The sequence below is a fragment of the Glutamicibacter sp. JL.03c genome, from assembly GCF_025854375.1.
Lineage (GTDB): Bacteria > Actinomycetota > Actinomycetes > Actinomycetales > Micrococcaceae > Glutamicibacter.
This window is the reverse complement of sequence record NZ_CP107575.1, coordinates 2,715,368-2,734,636: the sequence shown is the minus strand read 5'-3', so window position 1 is coordinate 2,734,636 and position 19,269 is coordinate 2,715,368. Positions and strand designations below refer to the sequence as shown.

Genomic DNA, 19,269 nt, shown 5'->3' with positions numbered 1-19,269 from the left:
ACGGCCGGGACCACACCCTTCAAGCTGTGCCTAATGTTCATTAGGCGAAGGCGGAGAACCCGGTGATGTCACGGCCCATGATCAATGCCTGGACGGTCTCGGTCCCTTCATAGGTGTGGATCGCTTCCACATCAGCGAAGTGGCGGGCTACACGGTTGCTGGTGAGAATGCCGTTGCCGCCCAGCAGGTCGCGGGCATTGGAAGCAATGGTGCGGGCCGTACGGGTAGCGGTGTACTTGGCCAGTGATGCCTGCGGCCCGGTTAGCTCTCCGGAGGTCTCGCGCTTGGTCGCTTGCATCACGAGCACCTGAATGGTGGCCAGCTCGGACTGCATCCGGGCCAGGCGTTCTTGGACAATCTGGCTGGCGGCCAGCGGGCGGCCGAACTGCACGCGCTGCTTGGCGTAGTTCACTGCCGACTCGTAGCATGCGGTGGCATGTCCGACGGCGGACCAGGCGACGCCGAGACGGGTGGCGAACAGGACTCGGGAGGTGTCCTTGAAGCTGGTGGCCTGTGGCAGCACGTCCTCGTCGGGAACGAAGACGTTCTCCATGCGGATATGCGCTTGCCAAATGGCGCGCAGCGATAGCTTGTTCTGGATGGTGGTAGCGCTATAGCCTTCAGCATCCTGATGCACCACGAAGCCGCGGATCTTCCCTTCATCATCACGTGCCCAGACGATCGAGATGCCGCCGATGGAGCCGTTGCCGATCCATTTCTTTTCGCCGCTGATCCGATACCCGCCCTCGACTTTCGTCGCGCGGGTTTCCAATGACACCGAGTCGGAGCCATGGGTTGGCTCGGTCAACGCAAATGCGCCAGGCAGTTCTCCAGCTAGCATCGGCATGGCGTACTTCTGGATCTGTTCCTCGTTGCCGCAGAAGAGGACAGAGCGCAGAGCCAAGCCGCCCTGCACGCCAACGATGGTGGCGACGGATCCGTCACCACGCGCCATTTCCATATTCACCAGACCGGCAGCCAGTGGAGTCATCTTTTCGTAGGAATTCAGGTTCATGCCGTCACGCAGCAGGTCTGCCTCGCCGAGCTTCTTGATCAAATGGAGTGGGTAGTCTGCCCTATCCCAGTATTCGTGAATGTCCTTTTTGACTTCTCCCACGACGAATTTGCGGGCCTTGTCACGCCAGGCAAGATCCGCGGCATCCATGTCGGCAAAGATTCCTGTGGGGTCAATGTTGACCTCTTCTGCCCATAGGTCGTATTCCGGTTCAACTACACCGCTGGGAAATTCCAAACCGGTAGACTGCTCGGTCATCTCAGGCGCTCCAAATTGGCTAGAGTGAAAACTTTCATCTCCAGCCTAATGGAACGCAGTTTCATGTCAAGAGACTAGGTTTCATTTCTCGTGGGTGCCTACCTACTGCGGTCCTTCAAGGCCGCTGAAACGGCCTGCAGAATCGCCTGCTCATCGGCACCCGAATCCAAGACTGAAACAAGTACCGTGGGCGCAGGGGAAGCGGCTTCCATGCCAGCGCCCTCAGTGCCCAGCAAATCGGCAAAGCGTTCCAGGAACAGGCGGACATCATGTGCCAGCTTGCTGCGATCGGTGATATTCGGATCCTTGATCCACGTTCTCAGGTGGTCATTGTGGATGGCCACGAGCCCTGCGCTGACACCGAGACACAAGGACTTTTCCGACGCGGTGCTGGCAAGGTTGCGACGGGCCAGGAAATCATAAAAAGCTCGTTCGTACCGGTGGGTCGAGACCAGTTCGCGTTCCCGCAATGACGGAACAGAGGAAAGCAGCTTGTGGCGCAGCCGGGCGCCTTCCGGGTTGACCGTGTACTGGTCGAACACGACATGGGCGGCGTCAATCAAGGTGGAGATCGCATCAACGGAAGAAGCTGCCAGCGTGGTCTGAACGTGGGTGATGATCATTTCCTGGTCCGCAAAAACCATGTTCTCCTTGGAACCGAAACGGCGGAAGAACGTGGAACGCGAGATCCCTGCCGCAGCTGCCAGCTCATCAACACTGGTGGCATCAAAGCCCTGGGAAATGAGCAGATCAAGTGCGGCCGGAGGTACAGCGGAAGAGGCGATCATGATTCACGAATTTAGCACGATTCTCAGCTCCGGAATCTTGGCGAGCGCTGAGCGCGCCGCTGAAATGATTGTGAACTACCACCGCCATGACTACGCTGAACAGCAGGGCGTTCTTTTCCAGAACGCGTTTTTACCATTGGAAAGAGAAGTGAGGGCCCATGGGAATCTCGATCGCAAACGCCGCACTCCGATTAGTCAGCGGCGCATTCATTCTCAACAGCGGAATTAACAAGCTGCGCATTGATGAGGCCAGCGCGGCCGGCCTGCAGCAGATGGCATCCAATGGCGTGCCGCAACTGGGCGAACTAGAGCCAGCAGTCTTCGGCAAGCTCCTGTCCGTCTCGGAAATCTCCCTGGGCAGCGCGCTGCTACTGCCTTTGGTTCCATCGCGCTTGGCAGGTATCGCATTGGGCGCTTTCTCTGGCGTGCTGCTTTCCTCATACCTGCGTACACCGGGCATGACCGAGTCCGACGGCGTCCGCCCAACTGCTGATGGAACTGCGTTGGCCAAGGACGCATGGCTGGCCGGCATCGCCGTGGCACTGATTTTTGGCCGCAAGGCAGCAAAGAAGACCAAAAAAGACAAGTAATCTTTGCGCCATGGCCTAGCCCAGCACGCAGACCGAAGTAAGTTGATCCTGAAGACTGCGGTTTTCAGTGGTCGAATTTTGATAACAAGCTAAAGGGAGAACCACATGAGTTTCTTGGATGACGCAAAGAAGAAGCTGGGCGAAGCAGTCGAGAGCGCCAAGGAGTTCGCTGGCGACGCTACGGAGAACATCAAGGAACTTGCCGCTGATGCTCAGGAGAAAATCGGCGAGAAGGTCGATGAATTCAAGAACAACGACGACAACGACGGCCCTGCCGACCAGGCCTAAATAGCTAGAATGAACCCTGGTTTGGTCAGTTCAACTGAACTGACCAAGCCAGGGTTCTGGCGTATCTGGCGTCTGGAAATGCGCTGCTAGGCCCTTTTGCCGGGGCTCAAGAACGCCACAACGATCACCGCGGCGACAGCAACGAAGCCAGGCAGAAGCAGTGCCTGTCCAAGACCAACCGACGTCGCTTCCATCATCGTTGCGGGGTCCTTGGAGCCAGCCTTTTCGATTTGCGCCTGGATGCGCGAATCCATCATGACGGCGATGAGCGCGGAACCTAGCACTGAACCGATCTGGCGGGTGGTGTTGTAGATGCCGGATCCGGCACCCGCATCGCGTGGCGTCAGATCCCGGGTGGCTGCCAAAGACAGCGAAGGCCAGATCATGGCCGAGCCAATACCCTGAACGGCCGATGGAATCAGCAAGGTCCACAAGGCGATGTCTGCATGCATCATGAAGGCATAGACCACAGTGGCGCCGCCAAAGAGCAGGAAGCCGGGCACCGCCAAGACGCGAGGGCTGAGCTTGTTGACCATCTTGCCCAAACGCGGAGCGATGAAAATACCGACCACTGCCATCGGGGAAATCATCAAGGCCGACTCTGTCGGGGTCAGGCCGCGCACGTTCTGCAGGAAGAACACCATGGGCAAGCTGATGGTGGCGATAGTCAATCCCATGAAGGTGATGGCCACATTGGCTAGCGAGAAATTGCGCACCGTGAATAGGCGCAGCGGGACGAGCGGTTCCGACTTCGTCTTGCTCTGCCACCAAACGAAGACAGCCAGCAACAGGATGCCGCCGATAATCAGGTGCCAGGATCCCAAGGGGCCAATGAATGGCTCCCAATTCGTCGAGTCGCCTTCCTGGATGCCGAAGACGAGGCAGAACATGGCCACCGCCGACAGGGCAACGCCAACCCAGTCGAAGGAGTGCGCCTGGGGTTCCAAGCGCGGAACAAACTTGAAGACCATCACGAGGCTGAGCACGGCGATGGGCAGGTTGATGAAGAAGATCCATTCCCAGCCCACTGAGTCCACCAGCAGGCCGCCGGCAATCGGGCCGATCAGCGACGCGATACCAGCGACCGCGCCCCACAGGCCCATGGCCGCGCCACGGTGCTGGTAGGGGAACAGGCGGGTAATCATGGTCATTGCCTGGGGCGAGATCATCGATGCCCCCAGGCCCTGGACTGCGCGAGCGGCAATCAGGGATCCCAGCGAATCCGACAAGCCGCACCATAGCGAGGCCAAGGAGAAGATCACCATGCCGATGAGGTAGATGTTGCGTGGGCCGAAGCGGTCACCCAATCGGCCGGTGACCAGCAATGGCACGGCGAAGGTAAGCAGGTAGGCGCTATTGACCCACAAGATGCCGGAAATATCGGCATCAAGCGAAGCCATGATTGAAGGCATCGCGGTGGACACAATCGTGGTGTCCAAGAGGATCATGAAGAATCCGATGACCAGCGCCCAAAGGGCACGCCATGCGGCTCTCTTATCAAAGTCAGTGGTGGGATTTGCAGTTTCAGGCACTGACCAAGGTTAGTTCCTGTTCGGCTCCAGGGGAATGGATAGGACGCCTATGAACGGCGAATCAGTCGAAGCTCACATTCCCCGAGATGCGGGTTTCCACGTCGCCACTGACCCAGACTCCCTTTTCGGTGGCTTCGATATGCAAGATGGCGTTTCGGCCAACCCGGGTTCCCTGGCGCACCGTATAGCGTTGCGGGGCGTAGCCGGACTGGGTCAGCCAGATGCCAAAGGCGGCATTCAGCGACCCGGTGGCCGGATCCTCGGAGACGGCTTCGCCGGCCACGAAGGCGCGCACTTCGAAGTCGGCTGGAGGCTGCATCACCACAGAACCGAAGCGTTCTTCGGAGCGTTCCAGATCGGAGGAATCCAGCGGCCGCAGTTCCTCGCGCGTGCCTGAAACCCTTGGCAACAGCGAACCGCGCGGCTGCCAGACGCCATGGGCTACGCTCGATGCCGTGTAGGGTCCGATGACGCCCACCTCAAGACCTTGAAGCGCCTCGTAGTCAGGTTCGATTCCCAGCACCACGTCAGCGTCACGCAGGACCAAGCCGGCCGGCTGCGGGCCGTTGACCAGCCACTGGTGATCAACGACGTCATCCTCGTGAATCCCCAGTCCGCTAATCGCCCACTGGAGGACGTCCGGCTCCAACGGGCCGGTGCGAGTCAGCGGGGGAGCCAGGAAAGCGAGCCGGCGTGAATGGCTGTCGGTGCTTTCGCGTTCCACTCGAACAGGAATGAGTCCGGCTTCGCATTGCTGGATCAAATGGCCGGCCGGGCCAGGCACCCCACCGGATTCCAGCCACGCGTGCGCAGCACCCAGCGTCGGGTGTCCCGCAAAGGACAATTCCGTGCTGGGAGTGAAAATGCGGATGGCGTAGTCGGCCTCTTCGTGGGTGGGGCCGACGAAGAATACTGTCTCAGCCATATTCAGCCACTGGGCGAAGTGCTGCATCTGATTATCAGACAGGCTGTCAGCATTGAATACGACTCCGAGCCCATTGCCGTTAAACGCAGTGGGCGCAAAGACATCAACCTGCTGATAAGCAAATGTTCGGCTCATACTTAGCATGGTGGCACATTAATCATCAGGTTGATCGGGTGTTACGCACAAGGACACGCAAAACGCCATCCGCCTGCCCACGAACCTGCGGCAGGCGTCGATGTAGTTCTTCCTGCTTTCAGCGTAGCTAATCCACTGTGATCAGGACCGCTTGAATCCGCGCTGTTTTCGGGCTTGGGACAAGGTCCTGCACAGCATTTATCTAGTGCCATATGACATCCTTTAAGCATGTCACCAAACCCCGTTGAACCTCTAAACGAGACTGTCGAGGAAGTCATCAGCGTTTCCAGCTTCCTGCCCGTGTCGCTGCAATTCTGGGCCGTGCTTCTGGCCGGCGCGGTCTTCGCGGCGATCCTGGCTTTTGTATTCAGTGCCATCGCCCGCCGCACCCTGCGTCGAATCGGCGTGGACGAGGCGGATGTGAAGGCCACCCGCCTTCCATTTTTTGGACTGATCACCTCCATCGTTGCCAAGTCCGCTTTCGCGTTCTTCTATCACAACCGTGACTGGTACAACCCATGGCAATTCGTCATCCTCATCATCCTGGTGATGTTCTTGACCTGGTTCATCATCAAATTGGTCCGCGTCATCGAAGCCGGCATGATCTCCCGCTTCGAAGCGAAATTCGGCCCCGGGCGACGACTGGCCAAGGTGCAAACCCAGGTTGGCCTGATGCGCCGGGTGCTTATCGCAGTGCTGTGCATCCTGGCCGTGGCAGCCGTCCTGCTGACAATCGAACAGGTCAGGGCCTTGGGCGCCGGACTGCTCGCCTCAGCTGGTTTGGCTTCGGTGGTGGTCGGTTTGGCTGTCCAGTCCACGCTGGCCAATGTCTTCGCTGGACTGCAGGTGGCTTTCACCGATTCCATTCGCGTGGATGACACCGTGGTGGTTGAAGGCGAGCGTGGCACCGTAGAGGAAATCACCTTGTCCTACGTGGTTGTCCTGCTCCTTGACGGCCGCCGGATGATCCTGCCTTCCACCTACTTCACCACGACTCCATTTGAGAACTGGTCACGGCGCAGCACGGAGATCTCCGGCAACGTGGCCCTGCAACTCAAGCTCAACGCCCCGATTGACTATCTGCGTCAGCGCACCACTGAGCTGCTGGAGTCCTCGGATTTGTGGGATGGCCGCGACAACGAGCTGCTCGTTACCGACGCGCAAAACGGACTGCAAACGGTGGCCATTTACCTCTCTGCCCGCAATGCTGGGGACCTGTGGGGCTTGCGGAATATGATCCGCGAAAAGCTGTTGGGGGAGTTGCTCGAAAGCTACCCCGAATGCCTGCCTGATCCACGGATCGTACCCACCACTCCTGCCTAGCCAGGTCCGTTGACGGCAACGCAAAAAATCCTCGGAAACCATCATTCGACGTTGATGGTTCCCGAGGATCTTTGCGGTTATCGAAGAATCTAGAGGCGCAGGGCGGCAGGCCCGTAATCGTTATAGCGCTCTTGCCTCGCGGTCGCCTCGCGCAAAGCGGTGATCAGGGCTTCAGCCTTGTCGATCAAGTCCTGGATCAAATCATCATCCCGCTCTACCCACAGGTACTCGGGAACGGCGCGGACCGGTACAAAATCCTGGTGCTCTTCCCAAACGAACAGCGTGCGTTCAGCGCCAATGACATGTTGCTGCCAGAGGATCTGGCGCAGGTAGTTCTTGGGGATCTTCTTGAAGGGTTTGTTGGTGGTTTTGATTTCCGACAAAACCGGAGCCCCTGATGCGTCAAAGCCCAGGCCGTCGGGGGTAGCCAGGTGAAGTCTGGAATGCTGTGCGTGGAACAGCTGGGAGGAAGGAAAGATATTGAAGTTCTCTTGGACCCATGCCGCGATGACCGGTTCGCGTTTGCGGCCGTGGTCGGTGTAGGGATTGCCGGAGAATCCATTGCCGTAGAGCTTGTCCCAGGCGGCGTTCTTGATGGACTTCTCGGTGGAGAGCTTGGCGACGTCGGTGGCCGTGATGCCCTGCGCTCGTGCCCTGAGCCATTCGATGCGATTGGATGAGTCAGCTAAGACACGCTGGAAACACTCATGTTCAACACCTGGCACAGTTATCACTTGATCTATTCTTCCCCATAAACACGGCAGAGCCGTGCATCTCGGGTTCTGGATTCACGTGAGACTAGTCGCTGGCGCGGGCAATGGCCGTCAAAAGCTGGGGCAGCGTGGGCGTATCGCTGGCCCGGAATTTTTCGGTTTCACCTTGCAGCAACCTGATCACCGGGGTGCTGGTGATGCCCAATTCCTCGCCGCGCTCAACCTGCTCAACCACATTGACTTCCTCCACCTGCAGATCAGGCAGGAGCTTCTGGGCACGCGCCACGGTTTGCCGGGTGCGGATGCACCCAGCGCAGAAGGGCTGCGTATACAGTTCCAATTTCATGGGCTGTTCAAGAACTCCTGGAGTACTGGTTCGAGACGGCGGCGCTCCTACCATGGGATGACCCTGACCAGGAGCGACTTCGCCCTGCGCGCCGATGTGCGCGGGGGACCATATTGAAAACATTGAAGCATGCTTGAAAATTCCTTTGGTCATCCACCGGTCCTCCATGCCCAGAACCTGTGCCGGAGCTTCGGCTCCACCACCGCCTTGAACGGCGTCAACCTCGACATCTCCTTCGGCGAATCCCTGGCGATCATGGGCCCGTCAGGTTCCGGCAAATCAACCCTGCTCCATGCGCTGGCCGGCATCGAGCTTGCTGACGCGGGAAGCCTGATGCTCAGCCTGCCGGGAACGCAGCCGGTAGACATCCAACAGCTCGCCGACAAGGCGCGGACCAAGCTGCGACGCCAGAGTTTCGGGTTCGTCTTCCAATCGGGCCTGCTGATTCCAGAACTCACCGCTGAAGAAAACGTGGCCATGGCGTTAATGATCAACGGCACCCCGCGCTCAACTGCCATCACCCACGCTGGCCAGGCACTGGCCGCGCTGGGACTGGCGGGCCTGGAGCAGCGGCGCATCGGACAGCTCTCCGGCGGGCAGATGCAGCGAGTAGCCATCGCCCGAGCTCAGGTAACCGGCGCCATGGTGGTCTTTGCCGATGAACCCACCGGCGCCTTGGATTCCGCCACCGGCACCGAGGTGCTTGATACCCTGCTGGATTGCACTGTCGGCCAAGGCAAATCCCTGGTCATGGTGACCCATGACCCTTCGGTGGCAGCCAAGTGCGACCGTGTGGTGAAACTGCATGACGGCCAGTTGGTCAGCGACAGCCGCCGTGGCACCAGCGCAATGGGCGGGGAAGTGCGATGAACATCCTGCATCTTGCCTGGCTGCTCGGACGGCCTGCCAAATCCCGACGGGCTCCGCAGATCCTGACCGTCAGCGCCTATGCCCTGGTCAGTGCGATCCTGCTGATTGTCCTGGGCGGCGCCTACTCATTCACCAGCTTCGAGGCAGAAGCGCAGGGCGCCTATCTGCCCCTTGCCGGGTTGGCCGTGGTGCTGCTGGTTGTGCCGCTGATGGTCCTCGGCTCCGCCGCCGCCCGGCTCTCGGCGCGAGCCAATGATCGGGCGCTGTCCTCGCTGCGCCTGCTGGGTGCCACCGGTCCACAGATCAGCCTGGTGGCCATCACGCAGGCAGCCGGGACGGCCTTGGCTGGCGCGCTCGCCGGCGTGGTTCTCTACTTGGCGTGCGCTCCGGCGGCATCACTGATCCCATTCCAGGGTGCGCCTATCGGAATGGCCATCTATCTGCCGGTCTGGGTCCTGGCGATTGCAGTAGTCGCAGTCATTGTGCTCTCGGCGCTCAGCGCGGCAGCCGGCCTGCGCAAGCTCATGATCACTCCCTTGGCAGTGGCCACGCGTCGCCGTGTCCCCGTGCCTAGCTGGCTGCGCGCGGTGATCACCGTGGGCGGCGTCCTGCTCCTGTGCCTGGTCTTCTCCAATCTCGGAATGGTGGCCCAGGGCATCGCGACGATGCTGGCGGTGATTATCATCGGTTTCGGCCTTGGCTTGCTGGTGCTGAATCTTGTGGGACCGTATCTGGTGTCCAAGGTGGGGCAGAGCAAGCTCAAAAAAGCCGAGACTCCGCAACAGCTGCTGGCCGCCCGGATGATCCTGGAAAATCCTGCAGAGTCCTGGCGGCAGGTCTCCGGTGTGGCAATGGCTTCCTTCGTGGCTGTGGTTGGCGGCAGCGGGGCGGCAATGATGAAGGGCTCTCCGGCCCAGGAATCCAGCAACAGCTGGTATGACTATCTGCCTGGCGATATCTTGACCGGCGTTCTGGTGACCCTGGCAATCACCTTCATCTGCGTGGCCGCGTCTTCGGCCATTGCGCAAAGTGCGGGCACCTTTGACCGCGCTGAACTCTATTCCGGCCTGCATCGTTTGGGCATGGAGTGGGGGACCATGAACACGGCGCGAATCAAGTCGCTGATGATTCCGGCGCTGGCGGCGTCCGTTGCTTTTGCCGTCGCCTCCACCGTTCTGGTCCTGCCGCTGGCGGGCATGGCCGTGATCTTCAGCCCGTTGACCGTGATCACCGTTATTGTCGTCGTGTTACTTGGAGTAGCACTGGTGCGCGCGTCAATTACGGTGGCTAATCCGGGTCGATTGCTAGCGACTAGAGAATAAAATCCGAGGTCAAAACGGCTGGAAGTGGCCCATGTGTGGTTAGCTTCACTTCTGGATCGGTGATTAGATACGTTCCGTGTTGCGTATTGATGGGCCCACCGCGTATTGTGGCATACGGCTCGGATAGGTAAACCTAACCTATTCAGGCCGACATGTTTACAGAACCTCGCATAGTCTGGAATCACCGACCCATGAAAATTTCACGTCGCGCCGGGATCTTCGCCGCGTCCACCGCAATCCTCGCGTTGAGCCTGACCGCCTGCGGTTCAGCCAGCAACTCCGCAGATTCCTCGGCGGATGCATCGGCCAAGTCCGCAGCGGACTTCACCCCGGTCACCATCAAGAACATCTATGGTGAAACCACCATCGACAAGGCCCCAGAGCGCGTCGCCACCATCTCGTGGGTCAACGCCGACACCCTGCTGGCCCTTGATACCGTGCCGGTCGGCATGGACACCGACGCCTACGGCCAGAACGAGAACAACTCGACTGCGTGGAAGGATGAAGCGCTGGCCAAGCTGGACGCTTCCATCGGCTCCGAAAAGGCGCCAGTGCAGTTCGCCACCGGTGATGATCCCGACTACACCGCGATTGCCAAGACCAAGCCGGATGTCATCTTCGCCCCTTACTCGGGCCTGAAGAAGGAACAGTACGAGAAGCTGCAGGAAATCGCCCCGGTCGTCGGCCCGATTGAGCCGAACTACCTGACCAGCTGGCAGGACGTCACCGAAGCCGCCGGCCAGATGCTGGGCAAGGAAGAAGAAGCCGACGCGCTGATCGAAAAGATCGAGGGCGATTTGGCCAAGGTGGGCGAAGAGAACCCAGTGCTCAAGGACACCAGCTTCATCGCCGCCGACCTCTCGGCACCGGATACCGCCTACGTCTACTCCGAAGGCGACACCCGCCCGCGCTTCCTTACCGCACTGGGCATGACGCAGGCTGACTACGTGCAGAAGAACGCCGCCAAGGACACCTTCTTCTTCACCGTTTCCCCGGAAAAGGTCAACGAGTGGGATTCTGACATCGTCTTCTCCTCGGCCATCGCCGGAAACACCACCAAGGACATCGTGAAGTCCCAGCCGCTCTACGGGCAGATCCCTGCCGTGAAGAACGACGCGCTGGCCCTGCCAGGCACCGATGAAGCCACCCTGGCCATTTCGGCAGCTTCGCCGCTGTCCCTGGAATGGTCCTTGGACACCGTGGTTCCAAAGATCGTGAAGGCTGCTGAAAACGCAGCAGCGGCCAAGTAGCCGCTAGCGATTCGACGCTAGATAGTGCAGCTGCGCTTCCAACGATCGGCTCGCCGCGCCCACCAGGCGCGGATCCAGGTCGGGGTAGACGAACTCCAGCAATTGGGCTGGGGTCGCGTCCGCCCCGGCCTTGCCGAGTTTCTGCAGGGCAGCACGCACTTGATCCAGCCTGGATTCCCGATGCTCCAGATAGGCGCGCAGCAGCTGATGCGAGGTTTCATGCTGCTGCCCGTGCGCTGGATGCAAGGGCATATCCGGCAGGCCCAGCAGCCGGTGAAGCGAGTCGAGGTAGTCGGCCAGCGTCCCGTCCGGATGCTCCAGAATGGTGGTGCCGCGGCCCAGCACGGTATCTCCGGTGAACAGATGCGGCCCATCCACGGTGAAGCACACCGAATCCGAGGTGTGGCCCGGGGTGCAATGCACCTGGATCTGAACTCCGGCGGCCGTGATGATCTCGCCGTCGGACAGGGGATGGGCATCCCGGCAGTGCTCGGCGAGCTTGGCCCGCACCGGGGCGGCGGCCAGCTGGCGCAGGCGGTCGATGCCGCCGGTGTGGTCCGCATGGCGGTGGGTGATCAGCACCAGCTGGATCTCGAACTGGGCCAGCGCCTGCAGGTGCGACTGAAGCTCGGGTCCGGGGTCGATGAGCACCACGTCGGTGCCCGGCTGCAGCGTCGAAGATGCCGGGTCGAACAGCAAATAGGAATTAGTCCCATCCAGCGTCATTTCCGAGGGATTATCGGCGGTGAGCACCGCGATGCCGGGAGCGATGACGGTGGGCGAGGAAAGATGTGCCATAGCAATGAGTGTAGGAACCAATGACCGCGACTGAAAGTACGACGCGCCAAACCCCGGCGGGCGCAGGCCCCCGGCTGCCGCGCAAGCTCGGCGCCTTCCTGGTCCTCTCGGTGCTCTTGGTCCTGGCCGTGGCCGCGTCGCTGCTCTTTGGCGCGCGCCCGGTCTCGCTGTCCACCGTGGGGGACGCCCTGTGGCATTTTGATGCGAATAACGGGGACCAGGGCGTGGTGGCTTCGCGCTTCGCCCGCACCGTGGGCGCCCTCGTGGTCGGCGCGGCACTGGGCCTGGCCGGAGCCGGGCTGCAGGGCCTGACCCGCAACCCGCTGGCCGATACCGGCATCCTGGGATTGAACGCCGGCTCGGCCATGAGCGTGGTGCTGGCGATCGCCTTCTTCGGGGTCAGCTCGCTGACCGGGATCATGATGGCCGCCTTTATCGGTGCCGCCGTGGTGATGACCCTGGTCTACCTGGTGGCCAACGTCGGGCGCGACGGAGCCACCCCGATCAAGCTGGCGCTGGGCGGCGCGGCCATGGCGGTCGGCGTCGGGGCGATCACCAACGCGATCCTGATGGTTTCGGATTCCACCTTGGACCGCTTCCGCAAATGGCAGATCGGTTCGCTCTCCAGCACCCCGATCGACACCTTCCTCGGTGCCATCCCGATGGTGGCCATCGGCGCGCTGATCCTGCTGTCCACCGCACGGGTTTCCAATGCGGTCTCCATGGGCGATGACACCGCCACCGCCCTGGGCTTCAACCTGGGCCGTGCCCGGCTGCTCGGATCCATCGGCGTGGTCATCCTGGCTGGCACCGCCACCGCGGTGGCAGGACCCATCGCCTTTGTCGGCCTGATGATCCCGCATGCGGTGCGCCTGCTGGTCGGATCCGACTACCGCTGGCTGATGCCCGGCAGCCTGCTGGCCGGGCCGGTGCTGCTGCTGGTCGCTGATACCGTGGGACGTGTGATCGCGCCGCCGAGCGAAATCCAGGTGGGCGTAATGTGCGCGATGATCGGCGGACCACTGTTTATCCTGATGATGCGCAGCGGCATGAAGTCGGTGAGCCTGTGAGCACGAGCGAAATGACACGAGCAGCAATGAGCCAGCCAACCGAGCCTGAAGTGACAGCGGCGCCACAGCCTGCCCAGGGCAGAGTTGCCGTGCGGAAAAACCGGGTGGCGCGCACCGTGCTCTGGATGTCCCTGGTCCTGGTCCTGGCCATTGCCGCCTACCTGTTCTGGGGCCGGGATCGGCTGCCGGCGGCCGAAGTGCTGCAGGTGCTGGGCGGGCAGAAGGTCCCCGGCACCAGCTTCATCATCATGTCCGACAGGCTCCCGCGGGTGGCCGTGGGAGCCTTGGCCGGGGCAGGGCTGGGCATCTCCGGGGCCCTCTTCCAGCGCTGGCTGGGCAACCCGCTGGCCAGCCCGGATGTGATCGGCGTGGGCTACGGCGCATCGGCTGCGGCGGTGCTGGCCATGATCACCCTGGGCTACACGGACTGGAAGCTCAACGCCTTTGCCTTGGCCGGCGGACTGGTGGTCGCGGCACTGATCTATTGGCTCTCGGCCTCCGGCAAGCGCACCGGGCCGCGGTTGATCCTGGCCGGTCTGGCCATCGGCGCCATGCTCCAGGCCCTGATCCAGTACCTGCTGACCCAGGCCGAAGTGAATACCGCCAGCGATGTGATGCACTGGCTGACCGGTTCGCTGTCCTCCAGCAACTGGAACAGCGCCCTGGTTCTCCTGATCACCCTCGGTGCCCTCGGGGCGTTGCTGCTGCCTTTCGTCCTGCGCCAGCTGAAAATGCTGGAGCTGGGGGAGGACTCCGCGGCCGCCCTGGGCGTGAACGTGCCCTGGGCCCGGGTGCTGCTGGTCTTTGTCGCTGTCGCCATGGGGGCGTTGCCCATTGCCATTACCGGCCCGCTGGCCTTCGTGGCGTTCCTGGCCGGGCCGATCAGCGCTGCGCTGAGCCGCGGGCCGATCAACATCCCGCTGGCCGGACTGACCGGGGCTGCCCTGGTCATCGTTGCCAACTTCTTCGCCGCGAACTTGTTCGCAGAGACTGCACTGCCGGTAGGTGTCATCACCGGCGCATTCGGCGCACCCTTCCTGATCTGGATTCTGGTGCGCGCCAACTCAACTGGAAACGGGGCGTAACCCATGGCCACTTTGCAGGCTAGCGATCTGACCTTGGCCTACGACAAGGTCACCATCGTCGACGAGCTGTCGCTGGATATCCCCACCGGGCAGGTGAGCATCGTCGTCGGAGCCAACGGCTGCGGCAAATCCACGCTGCTGCGCGCCCTGTCCCGGCTGCTCAAGCCCGCAGGCGGCCAGGTGCTGCTCGATGGCGCCGATATCCATTCCAAGCCGGCCAAGGAAGTCGCCAAGACCCTGGGGTTGCTGCCGCAGTCGCCTACCGCGCCGGACGGGATCACCGCCCGCGAGCTGATCAGCCGCGGCCGCTACCCGCACCAGGGCCTGTTCAAGCGGTTCTCCGCCGAGGATGAGGCGGCGGTGAATCGCGCCATGGAACTGACTGGAACCACCGAGCTGGCCGACCGCGCGGTCGACGAGCTTTCCGGAGGACAGCGCCAGCGCGTCTGGATCGCCATGGCACTGGCCCAGGAAACCGACTTGTTGCTGCTCGATGAGCCAACCACCTTCCTGGATGTCGCCCATCAGCTCGAAGTACTGGATGTGGTCAGCGAATTGAACCGCAGCCGAGGCATCACCGTGGTGATCGTGCTGCACGATTTGAACCTCGCTGCCCGCTATGCCGACTACCTGGTGGCCCTGCGCCACGGCAAGATCTACGCGGCCGGGCACCCGAATGAAGTGGTCACCGAGAAGACGGTCAAGGATGTCTTCGGCATGCCAAGCCGCGTGATCCCCGACCCGGTCGGCGGCACTCCGCTGGTGCTGCCCATCGGCCGGCACCGTGTGCTGCGCACCGAAGAAGTCTTGGCTTCCAAGGGGATTTTCCGCAGCGCACCGCAGGCACTGGAGCCTGCCGCGGACGCGGCAAGCGCTCCGGCGGATGGCAACCAGTCCGCTTCCGATGCCGCCAAGGACGCCCGCCCGGCCTATGAGCATGTGCCAACCCTGGCCTTTGATACCACCGTGGTCAAGCGCCAGGAGCTCTCGCCGTCCTTCCGCCGCCTGACCGTCAGCGGCAAGGACCTGGACTATTTCGGGACCAATAGCCATCCGCTGGATATGCGCATCAAGCTGTTGCTGCCGCCAGCTGGCGGCAGCGCGCTGACCGAGGAAATCGCCTCCATGCGCCCGCAGGCGATGACCAGCCCCGCGGAGCAGGAAGGCTGGTACAAGCGCTGGCTGTCCATCGATCCGGATACCCGCGGCTACATGCGCACCTACACGGTGCGCGCCTTCCGCGAGGCCGGGCACCGCGATAACAGCGGGCTCACCGCGGAACTGGATATCGACTTCGTGATGCATGGCCATGTGGTGGATGGGAAGCTGCAGGGCGGACCGGCTACCGAATTCGGCGACCGCGCGCAGGTCGGAGACCAGCTGCTGCTGCTGGGCCCGAACAAGTTCCTGAATGATGCCAGCTATGGCGGCATCGAATTCCGTCCAGGCGAGGCAAGCCGCATCGTGCTGGCCGGAGATGAAACCGCGGCCCCGGCCATCTGCGCGATCCTCGAATCCCTGCCTTCGCATGTCACCGGGCACGCGCTGATCGAGGTCCCGGAAACCACCGACATCCTCGGCGCCTCGACCCGTTCAGGGGTATCCGTGCAGTGGCTGACCCGAGGCAGCCATCCGCACGGCGAGCTGTTGCGCACTGCGCTGAGCCAGGTGGTGGCCATTCCGGCGGCCGGCGTGGTGCATACCAATGCCGAGCCGGAAGATATCGACGTTGACGCGCAGATCCTGTGGGAGACCGGGCAAGCCGACAAGGCACCGTTCTATGCGTGGGTCGCTGGCGAAGCGGGCACGGTCAAGGAAATGCGCCGCTACCTCGTTCGCGAGGCGGGCATCGACCGCAAGCAAGTAGCATTCATGGGCTACTGGCGCCACGGAAAAACCGAGAACTAAATACCCATTGCGCCTCGGCGCAGAACGAAGGCGACGGCCGGGTCAACCACTTGGTGATTGACCCGGCCGTCGCCTTGTGCCTGTGGACCTGTGCCGGTGGCCCCGGGCTATTTGCACCCGTGGCGCGGCTGGCGGGGATTTTCCTGGTCGAGGATTTCGAGCAGCCGGGTGAGTTCTTCGCGGTCTGGGGCTGAGAGCTTTTCGAAGTATCCGGCCATGCTGTCGCGGCGCAGCTGGGACATTTCTCCGAGCTGTGCCCGGCCGCTGGGGCTCAGCGCGATCAGCGTCGCGCGGCGGTCTGCTGGATCCGGGGTGCGGACCACCAGCTGCTTGGCCTCCAGCTGGTCGACAACTTCGGTTGTGGAGCGGGCAGCGATGTGCAGGCGCTCGGCGAGCTGGGAATTGCGCAGGCCTTCGTCTTCGGCATGGCCCAGCAGGCTCAGCACTCGCGACTGGTGCGGGGTGATTCCCATCGGGATCAGGCTTTCCCTCCAGCGGCCTCGAATGACGCGTGATGCGCGGAGGAAAAGATCTGCCAAGTCAGGCTTGGACTCATCGTTCTGCATGGTGTTAAGAATAGTGTGTTCTTCGGAACAATTTCAAGATGGAACCACATAGTGAGGTAGCCTCTGTTATTCTTTGGGTGAAGAGAATGGCGAAGGAGGGTCCATGAGTGTGAATTCAATGCCTGGACATCCAGGCGGTGGAGCCGGTTCAGGGCGAATGAAAGATGCCGTCCAGGACAAGCAATGGCTGGCCGAGCATCCGGTGTCCCTCAAACGCGTCGCATCCCTGTTCCGCCCGCACCTGGGTTCCGTGATTGCCGTGGTGCTGCTGATCGTCGCCTCGTCCGTCATCGGACTGGCGCAGCCCTTCATCGTCCGCGAACTCATTGATGTCGCGATACCGCAGTCCAATTTCCGACTGTTGGTCTTCGGCGCCGGGGGGCTGGTGCTGATCGCGCTGGCTACCGCCGTGCTGGAAGTCCTGCAGACCTGGCGGGCCACCCTGATGGGCCAGCGTGTCATGCACCGGTTGCGCACCGGGCTCTTCACCCACCTGCAAAAGCAATCGCTGGGATTCTTTACCAACTCGCGCTCGGGGGATGTGCAATCGCGGCTGATCAATGATGTCGGGCAGATGCAGTCGGTGATCACCAACTCGGCAACGAGCATCGCCTCGAACCTGACCACCGTGGTGGCCACTGCGGTGGCCATGGTGGCCATTTCCTGGAAGCTCAGCCTGATCTCCCTCATCGTCTTCCCGCCAGCGATCCTGCTGGCCAAGCAAACCGCGAAGCTGCGCCGCGCGGTTACCGGCAAGCGCCAACGCGAAATGTCGACTCTGACATCCCTGATCGAAGAACGCCTGAGCATCTCCGGGGTTCGCCTCTCCAAGATCATGGGCACCGGTCCTGCCGATGCCGAAGCCTTCGCGGATTCCAGCCACAAGCTCATTGACCTTGAAATGAAAAGCGCGCTGGCAGGCCGCTGGCGCATGGCCACCATGAGCATCATCTTCGCGGCCATTCCGGCAGCGCTGTATCTGGCTGCCGGGCTGCCGGTCACCGGCGATGGCATGAGCATCGGCACCCTGGTGGCCTTCACCGGCCTGCAGGCCGGCATCTTCCGCCCGGTGATGGGGCTGATGCAGCTCTCGGTGCAGTGGGTTTCGGCCATGGCGCTGTTCAGCCGGGTCTTCGAATACCTTGATACGGACCAGGAACTGCCGGTAGCAGCTGACGCCAAGCATATCGATCCAGCCCGTGCCATCGGGGAAGTCCAGCTGCTCGATGTCAGCTTCCGCTACCCGCAGGCGGGAAAGGCTACGCTGGATCAGCTGGATCTGACCCTGAAGGCCGGCACCATGACCGCGGTGGTCGGCGCCACTGGTTCGGGCAAGTCGACCCTCGGCTCGCTGCTGCCGCGATTGCTGGATCCGACATCCGGGCAGGTGCTGCTCGACGGCGTGGACCTCAAGGAATATGACCCGCAGGGCATTGCCTCGGTGGTTTCGGTGGTGGCCCAGGAAAGCTATCTGCTGCACGACACCGTGCGCGCCAACCTGTTGTGGGCAGCACCCGAAGCAACCGAAGAGCAATTATGGAAAGCCTTGGAAGCGGCACAAATCGCTGATCTGATTCGCGGCTTGCCGATGGGGATCGACACCGAAGTCGGGCAGCGAGGCCACCGCTTCTCGGGCGGCGAGCAGCAGCGCCTGGCCATTGCGCGAACGATGCTGCGCGAGCCGAAGGTCCTCGTGCTGGATGAAGCCACCAGCGCGCTGGATACCGTGACCGAGGCGCTGGTTCAGCAAGCCTTGGATGAGCTCGCGGTTGGCCGCACGACCCTGCTCATAGCCCACCGCTTGAGCACGGTGATGCGAGCGGATCATATCGTCGTGCTGGAGGACGGGAAGATCGCCGAGGCTGGCACCTTCGATGAGCTGGTGTCCCTGGGCGGGCGCTTCGCCCGGTTGGTGCAGAACAGCGAGCTGGCCTCACAAGCCGGCTAGCAGCTGGTGTCCTTGAAGCCGTGTTGCTCGATGGATTCAAGAATCTTGGGCAGCGCGGTTTCCAATGCGCGGCGCTCGGTGGCATTCAAGGAATCAAAGAGGGTTTCGCGCACGAACGTCACGTGGCTTGGCGCCGCGTTTTCGATGGTTTCCCTTCCGAGATCGGTCAGCGCGATTTGATGTCCGCGCCCGTCGGTTTCATCGGAGCAGCGGCTGATCAGGCCCTTGCCTTCCATGCGTCGCAACAGGTGGGAGAGGCGCGAGCGATCCCAGCGCAGCACCTGGGCGACGTCGGCAGGCCGTAGACTTGGATCGGATGCTTCGGAAAGCACTGCCAGAACAGAGTATTCCCCGGATTGCATCTGGGAATCGCGCACCAGCTGGCGGTCCATTGCGCTGGGGAACAGCCAAAGGAATTCGCGGATGGTGCGCCAGAGGTCCTGCTCGCTCTCGGTCAGCCAGCGGGTCTCATCGCTCTTCATGTTCTTTTCTCACCTTTTGGAATCCTGTGGATCAACAAATTTTGTTGACGCATCAAT

General features: G+C 61.8%; 19 protein-coding genes. 10 read left to right on the top strand and 9 right to left on the bottom strand.

Features of this window, described 5'->3' with window-relative positions:
- Window positions 1-40: 40 nt before the first annotated feature.
- Together OF385_RS12670 and OF385_RS12665 are read right to left on the bottom strand one after the other, a co-directional pair.
- A complete protein-coding gene (locus OF385_RS12670; protein ID WP_264275676.1) occupies window positions 41-1,273 on the bottom strand; it encodes an acyl-CoA dehydrogenase family protein in 1,233 nt (410 codons plus the stop codon).
- A 98-nt stretch (window positions 1,274-1,371) separates the two neighbouring features.
- Window positions 1,372-2,061 carry a TetR/AcrR family transcriptional regulator gene (locus tag OF385_RS12665; protein WP_264275675.1) on the bottom strand — a complete coding sequence of 230 codons (690 nt, stop codon included), beginning with the start codon at window positions 2,059-2,061 and terminating at the stop codon, window positions 1,372-1,374.
- 158 nt (window positions 2,062-2,219) lie between these two features.
- Between OF385_RS12665 and OF385_RS12660 the strand changes: the two genes are divergently transcribed.
- A complete protein-coding gene (locus OF385_RS12660) occupies window positions 2,220-2,651 on the top strand; it encodes a hypothetical protein (RefSeq protein WP_264275674.1) in 432 nt (143 codons plus the stop codon).
- Between the two features lie 105 nt (window positions 2,652-2,756).
- Window positions 2,757-2,939, top strand: coding sequence for a hypothetical protein (locus OF385_RS12655; protein ID WP_264275673.1), 183 nt, complete (start codon window positions 2,757-2,759; stop codon window positions 2,937-2,939).
- Between the two features lie 86 nt (window positions 2,940-3,025).
- Here OF385_RS12655 and OF385_RS12650 read toward each other — a convergent pair whose 3' ends face one another.
- Together OF385_RS12650 and OF385_RS12645 are read right to left on the bottom strand one after the other, a co-directional pair.
- Complete coding sequence (locus OF385_RS12650; RefSeq protein WP_264275672.1) at window positions 3,026-4,471, bottom strand: DHA2 family efflux MFS transporter permease subunit; 1,446 nt, start codon at window positions 4,469-4,471, stop codon at window positions 3,026-3,028.
- A gap of 61 nt (window positions 4,472-4,532) precedes the next feature.
- The gene (locus OF385_RS12645) at window positions 4,533-5,531 is read right to left on the bottom strand and encodes a PhzF family phenazine biosynthesis protein (RefSeq protein ID WP_264275671.1); all 999 of its coding nucleotides are present in this window, start codon (window positions 5,529-5,531) and stop codon (window positions 4,533-4,535) included.
- A 228-nt stretch (window positions 5,532-5,759) separates the two neighbouring features.
- Between OF385_RS12645 and OF385_RS12640 the strand changes: the two genes are divergently transcribed.
- A complete protein-coding gene (locus tag OF385_RS12640) occupies window positions 5,760-6,854 on the top strand; it encodes a mechanosensitive ion channel family protein (RefSeq protein ID WP_264275670.1) in 1,095 nt (364 codons plus the stop codon).
- An 89-nt stretch (window positions 6,855-6,943) separates the two neighbouring features.
- On the opposite strand, the gene OF385_RS12635 is transcribed toward OF385_RS12640, so the two are convergent.
- Window positions 6,944-7,588, bottom strand: coding sequence for a YqaJ viral recombinase family protein (locus tag OF385_RS12635; protein WP_264275669.1), 645 nt, complete (start codon window positions 7,586-7,588; stop codon window positions 6,944-6,946).
- 64 nt (window positions 7,589-7,652) lie between these two features.
- Window positions 7,653-7,913 carry a thioredoxin gene (locus OF385_RS12630; RefSeq protein WP_264275668.1) on the bottom strand — a complete coding sequence of 87 codons (261 nt, stop codon included), beginning with the start codon at window positions 7,911-7,913 and terminating at the stop codon, window positions 7,653-7,655.
- 129 nt (window positions 7,914-8,042) lie between these two features.
- On the opposite strand from OF385_RS12630, the gene OF385_RS12625 reads away from it, so the two are divergent.
- From OF385_RS12625 to OF385_RS12615, 3 genes are all read left to right on the top strand, one after another.
- A complete protein-coding gene (locus OF385_RS12625; protein ID WP_264275667.1) occupies window positions 8,043-8,783 on the top strand; it encodes an ABC transporter ATP-binding protein in 741 nt (246 codons plus the stop codon).
- A complete protein-coding gene (locus OF385_RS12620; RefSeq protein WP_264275666.1) occupies window positions 8,780-10,105 on the top strand; it encodes an FtsX-like permease family protein in 1,326 nt (441 codons plus the stop codon). Before OF385_RS12625 ends, OF385_RS12620 begins: the two co-directional genes overlap by 4 nt.
- Before the next feature lie 191 nt (window positions 10,106-10,296).
- Window positions 10,297-11,355, top strand: a complete 1,059-nt coding sequence (locus OF385_RS12615; RefSeq protein ID WP_264275665.1) for an ABC transporter substrate-binding protein — start codon at window positions 10,297-10,299, stop codon at window positions 11,353-11,355.
- Between the two features lie 3 nt (window positions 11,356-11,358).
- On the opposite strand, the gene OF385_RS12610 is transcribed toward OF385_RS12615, so the two are convergent.
- Window positions 11,359-12,153, bottom strand: a complete 795-nt coding sequence (locus OF385_RS12610; protein WP_264275664.1) for an MBL fold metallo-hydrolase — start codon at window positions 12,151-12,153, stop codon at window positions 11,359-11,361.
- Window positions 12,154-12,173: 20 nt separating this feature from the next.
- On the opposite strand from OF385_RS12610, the gene OF385_RS12605 reads away from it, so the two are divergent.
- Genes OF385_RS12605 through OF385_RS12595 form a run of 3 tightly spaced genes read left to right on the top strand, consistent with a single transcriptional unit; the run spans window position 12,174 to window position 16,216 of the window.
- A complete protein-coding gene (locus OF385_RS12605) occupies window positions 12,174-13,223 on the top strand; it encodes a FecCD family ABC transporter permease (protein WP_264275663.1) in 1,050 nt (349 codons plus the stop codon).
- Between the two features lie 26 nt (window positions 13,224-13,249).
- The gene (locus OF385_RS12600; RefSeq protein WP_264275662.1) at window positions 13,250-14,308 is read left to right on the top strand and encodes a FecCD family ABC transporter permease; all 1,059 of its coding nucleotides are present in this window, start codon (window positions 13,250-13,252) and stop codon (window positions 14,306-14,308) included.
- Between the two features lie 3 nt (window positions 14,309-14,311).
- Window positions 14,312-16,216 carry an SIP domain-containing protein gene (locus OF385_RS12595; protein WP_264275661.1) on the top strand — a complete coding sequence of 635 codons (1,905 nt, stop codon included), beginning with the start codon at window positions 14,312-14,314 and terminating at the stop codon, window positions 16,214-16,216.
- Window positions 16,217-16,323: 107 nt separating this feature from the next.
- On the opposite strand, the gene OF385_RS12590 is transcribed toward OF385_RS12595, so the two are convergent.
- Window positions 16,324-16,782 carry a MarR family winged helix-turn-helix transcriptional regulator gene (locus tag OF385_RS12590; RefSeq protein WP_264275660.1) on the bottom strand — a complete coding sequence of 153 codons (459 nt, stop codon included), beginning with the start codon at window positions 16,780-16,782 and terminating at the stop codon, window positions 16,324-16,326.
- Window positions 16,783-16,885: 103 nt separating this feature from the next.
- Between OF385_RS12590 and OF385_RS12585 the strand changes: the two genes are divergently transcribed.
- On the top strand, window positions 16,886-18,730 hold the full coding sequence (locus OF385_RS12585; protein ID WP_264275659.1) for an ABC transporter ATP-binding protein: 1,845 nt from the start codon (window positions 16,886-16,888) through the stop codon (window positions 18,728-18,730).
- Here the strand turns inward: OF385_RS12585 and OF385_RS12580 are convergent.
- Window positions 18,727-19,212 (bottom strand): MarR family winged helix-turn-helix transcriptional regulator, encoded by a 486-nt coding sequence (locus tag OF385_RS12580; RefSeq protein ID WP_264275658.1) that lies wholly within the window; start codon window positions 19,210-19,212, stop codon window positions 18,727-18,729. The genes OF385_RS12585 and OF385_RS12580 overlap by 4 nt on opposite strands.
- Between the last annotated feature and the right edge of the window lie 57 nt (window positions 19,213-19,269).

Excerpts from the sequence above, each read along its gene's own strand:
- OF385_RS12630 (WP_264275668.1), bottom strand. The coding sequence starts at position 7,913 with ATGAAATTGGAACTGTATACGCAGCCCTTCTGCGCTGGGTGCATCCGC.
- OF385_RS12605 (WP_264275663.1), top strand. The coding sequence starts at position 12,174 with ATGACCGCGACTGAAAGTACGACGCGCCAAACCCCGGCGGGCGCAGGC.
- OF385_RS12645 (WP_264275671.1), bottom strand. The coding sequence starts at position 5,531 with ATGAGCCGAACATTTGCTTATCAGCAGGTTGATGTCTTTGCGCCCACT.
- OF385_RS12660 (WP_264275674.1), top strand. The coding sequence starts at position 2,220 with ATGGGAATCTCGATCGCAAACGCCGCACTCCGATTAGTCAGCGGCGCA.
- OF385_RS12610 (WP_264275664.1), bottom strand. The coding sequence starts at position 12,153 with ATGGCACATCTTTCCTCGCCCACCGTCATCGCTCCCGGCATCGCGGTG.
- OF385_RS12620 (WP_264275666.1), top strand. The coding sequence starts at position 8,780 with ATGAACATCCTGCATCTTGCCTGGCTGCTCGGACGGCCTGCCAAATCC.
- OF385_RS12585 (WP_264275659.1), top strand. The coding sequence starts at position 16,886 with ATGAGTGTGAATTCAATGCCTGGACATCCAGGCGGTGGAGCCGGTTCA.
- OF385_RS12595 (WP_264275661.1), top strand. The coding sequence starts at position 14,312 with ATGGCCACTTTGCAGGCTAGCGATCTGACCTTGGCCTACGACAAGGTC.
- OF385_RS12600 (WP_264275662.1), top strand. The coding sequence starts at position 13,250 with ATGAGCCAGCCAACCGAGCCTGAAGTGACAGCGGCGCCACAGCCTGCC.
- OF385_RS12670 (WP_264275676.1), bottom strand. The coding sequence starts at position 1,273 with ATGACCGAGCAGTCTACCGGTTTGGAATTTCCCAGCGGTGTAGTTGAA.
- OF385_RS12580 (WP_264275658.1), bottom strand. The coding sequence starts at position 19,212 with ATGAAGAGCGATGAGACCCGCTGGCTGACCGAGAGCGAGCAGGACCTC.
- OF385_RS12655 (WP_264275673.1), top strand. The coding sequence starts at position 2,757 with ATGAGTTTCTTGGATGACGCAAAGAAGAAGCTGGGCGAAGCAGTCGAG.
- OF385_RS12590 (WP_264275660.1), bottom strand. The coding sequence starts at position 16,782 with ATGCAGAACGATGAGTCCAAGCCTGACTTGGCAGATCTTTTCCTCCGC.
- OF385_RS12625 (WP_264275667.1), top strand. The coding sequence starts at position 8,043 with ATGCTTGAAAATTCCTTTGGTCATCCACCGGTCCTCCATGCCCAGAAC.
- OF385_RS12665 (WP_264275675.1), bottom strand. The coding sequence starts at position 2,061 with ATGATCGCCTCTTCCGCTGTACCTCCGGCCGCACTTGATCTGCTCATT.
- OF385_RS12615 (WP_264275665.1), top strand. The coding sequence starts at position 10,297 with ATGAAAATTTCACGTCGCGCCGGGATCTTCGCCGCGTCCACCGCAATC.
- OF385_RS12640 (WP_264275670.1), top strand. The coding sequence starts at position 5,760 with ATGTCACCAAACCCCGTTGAACCTCTAAACGAGACTGTCGAGGAAGTC.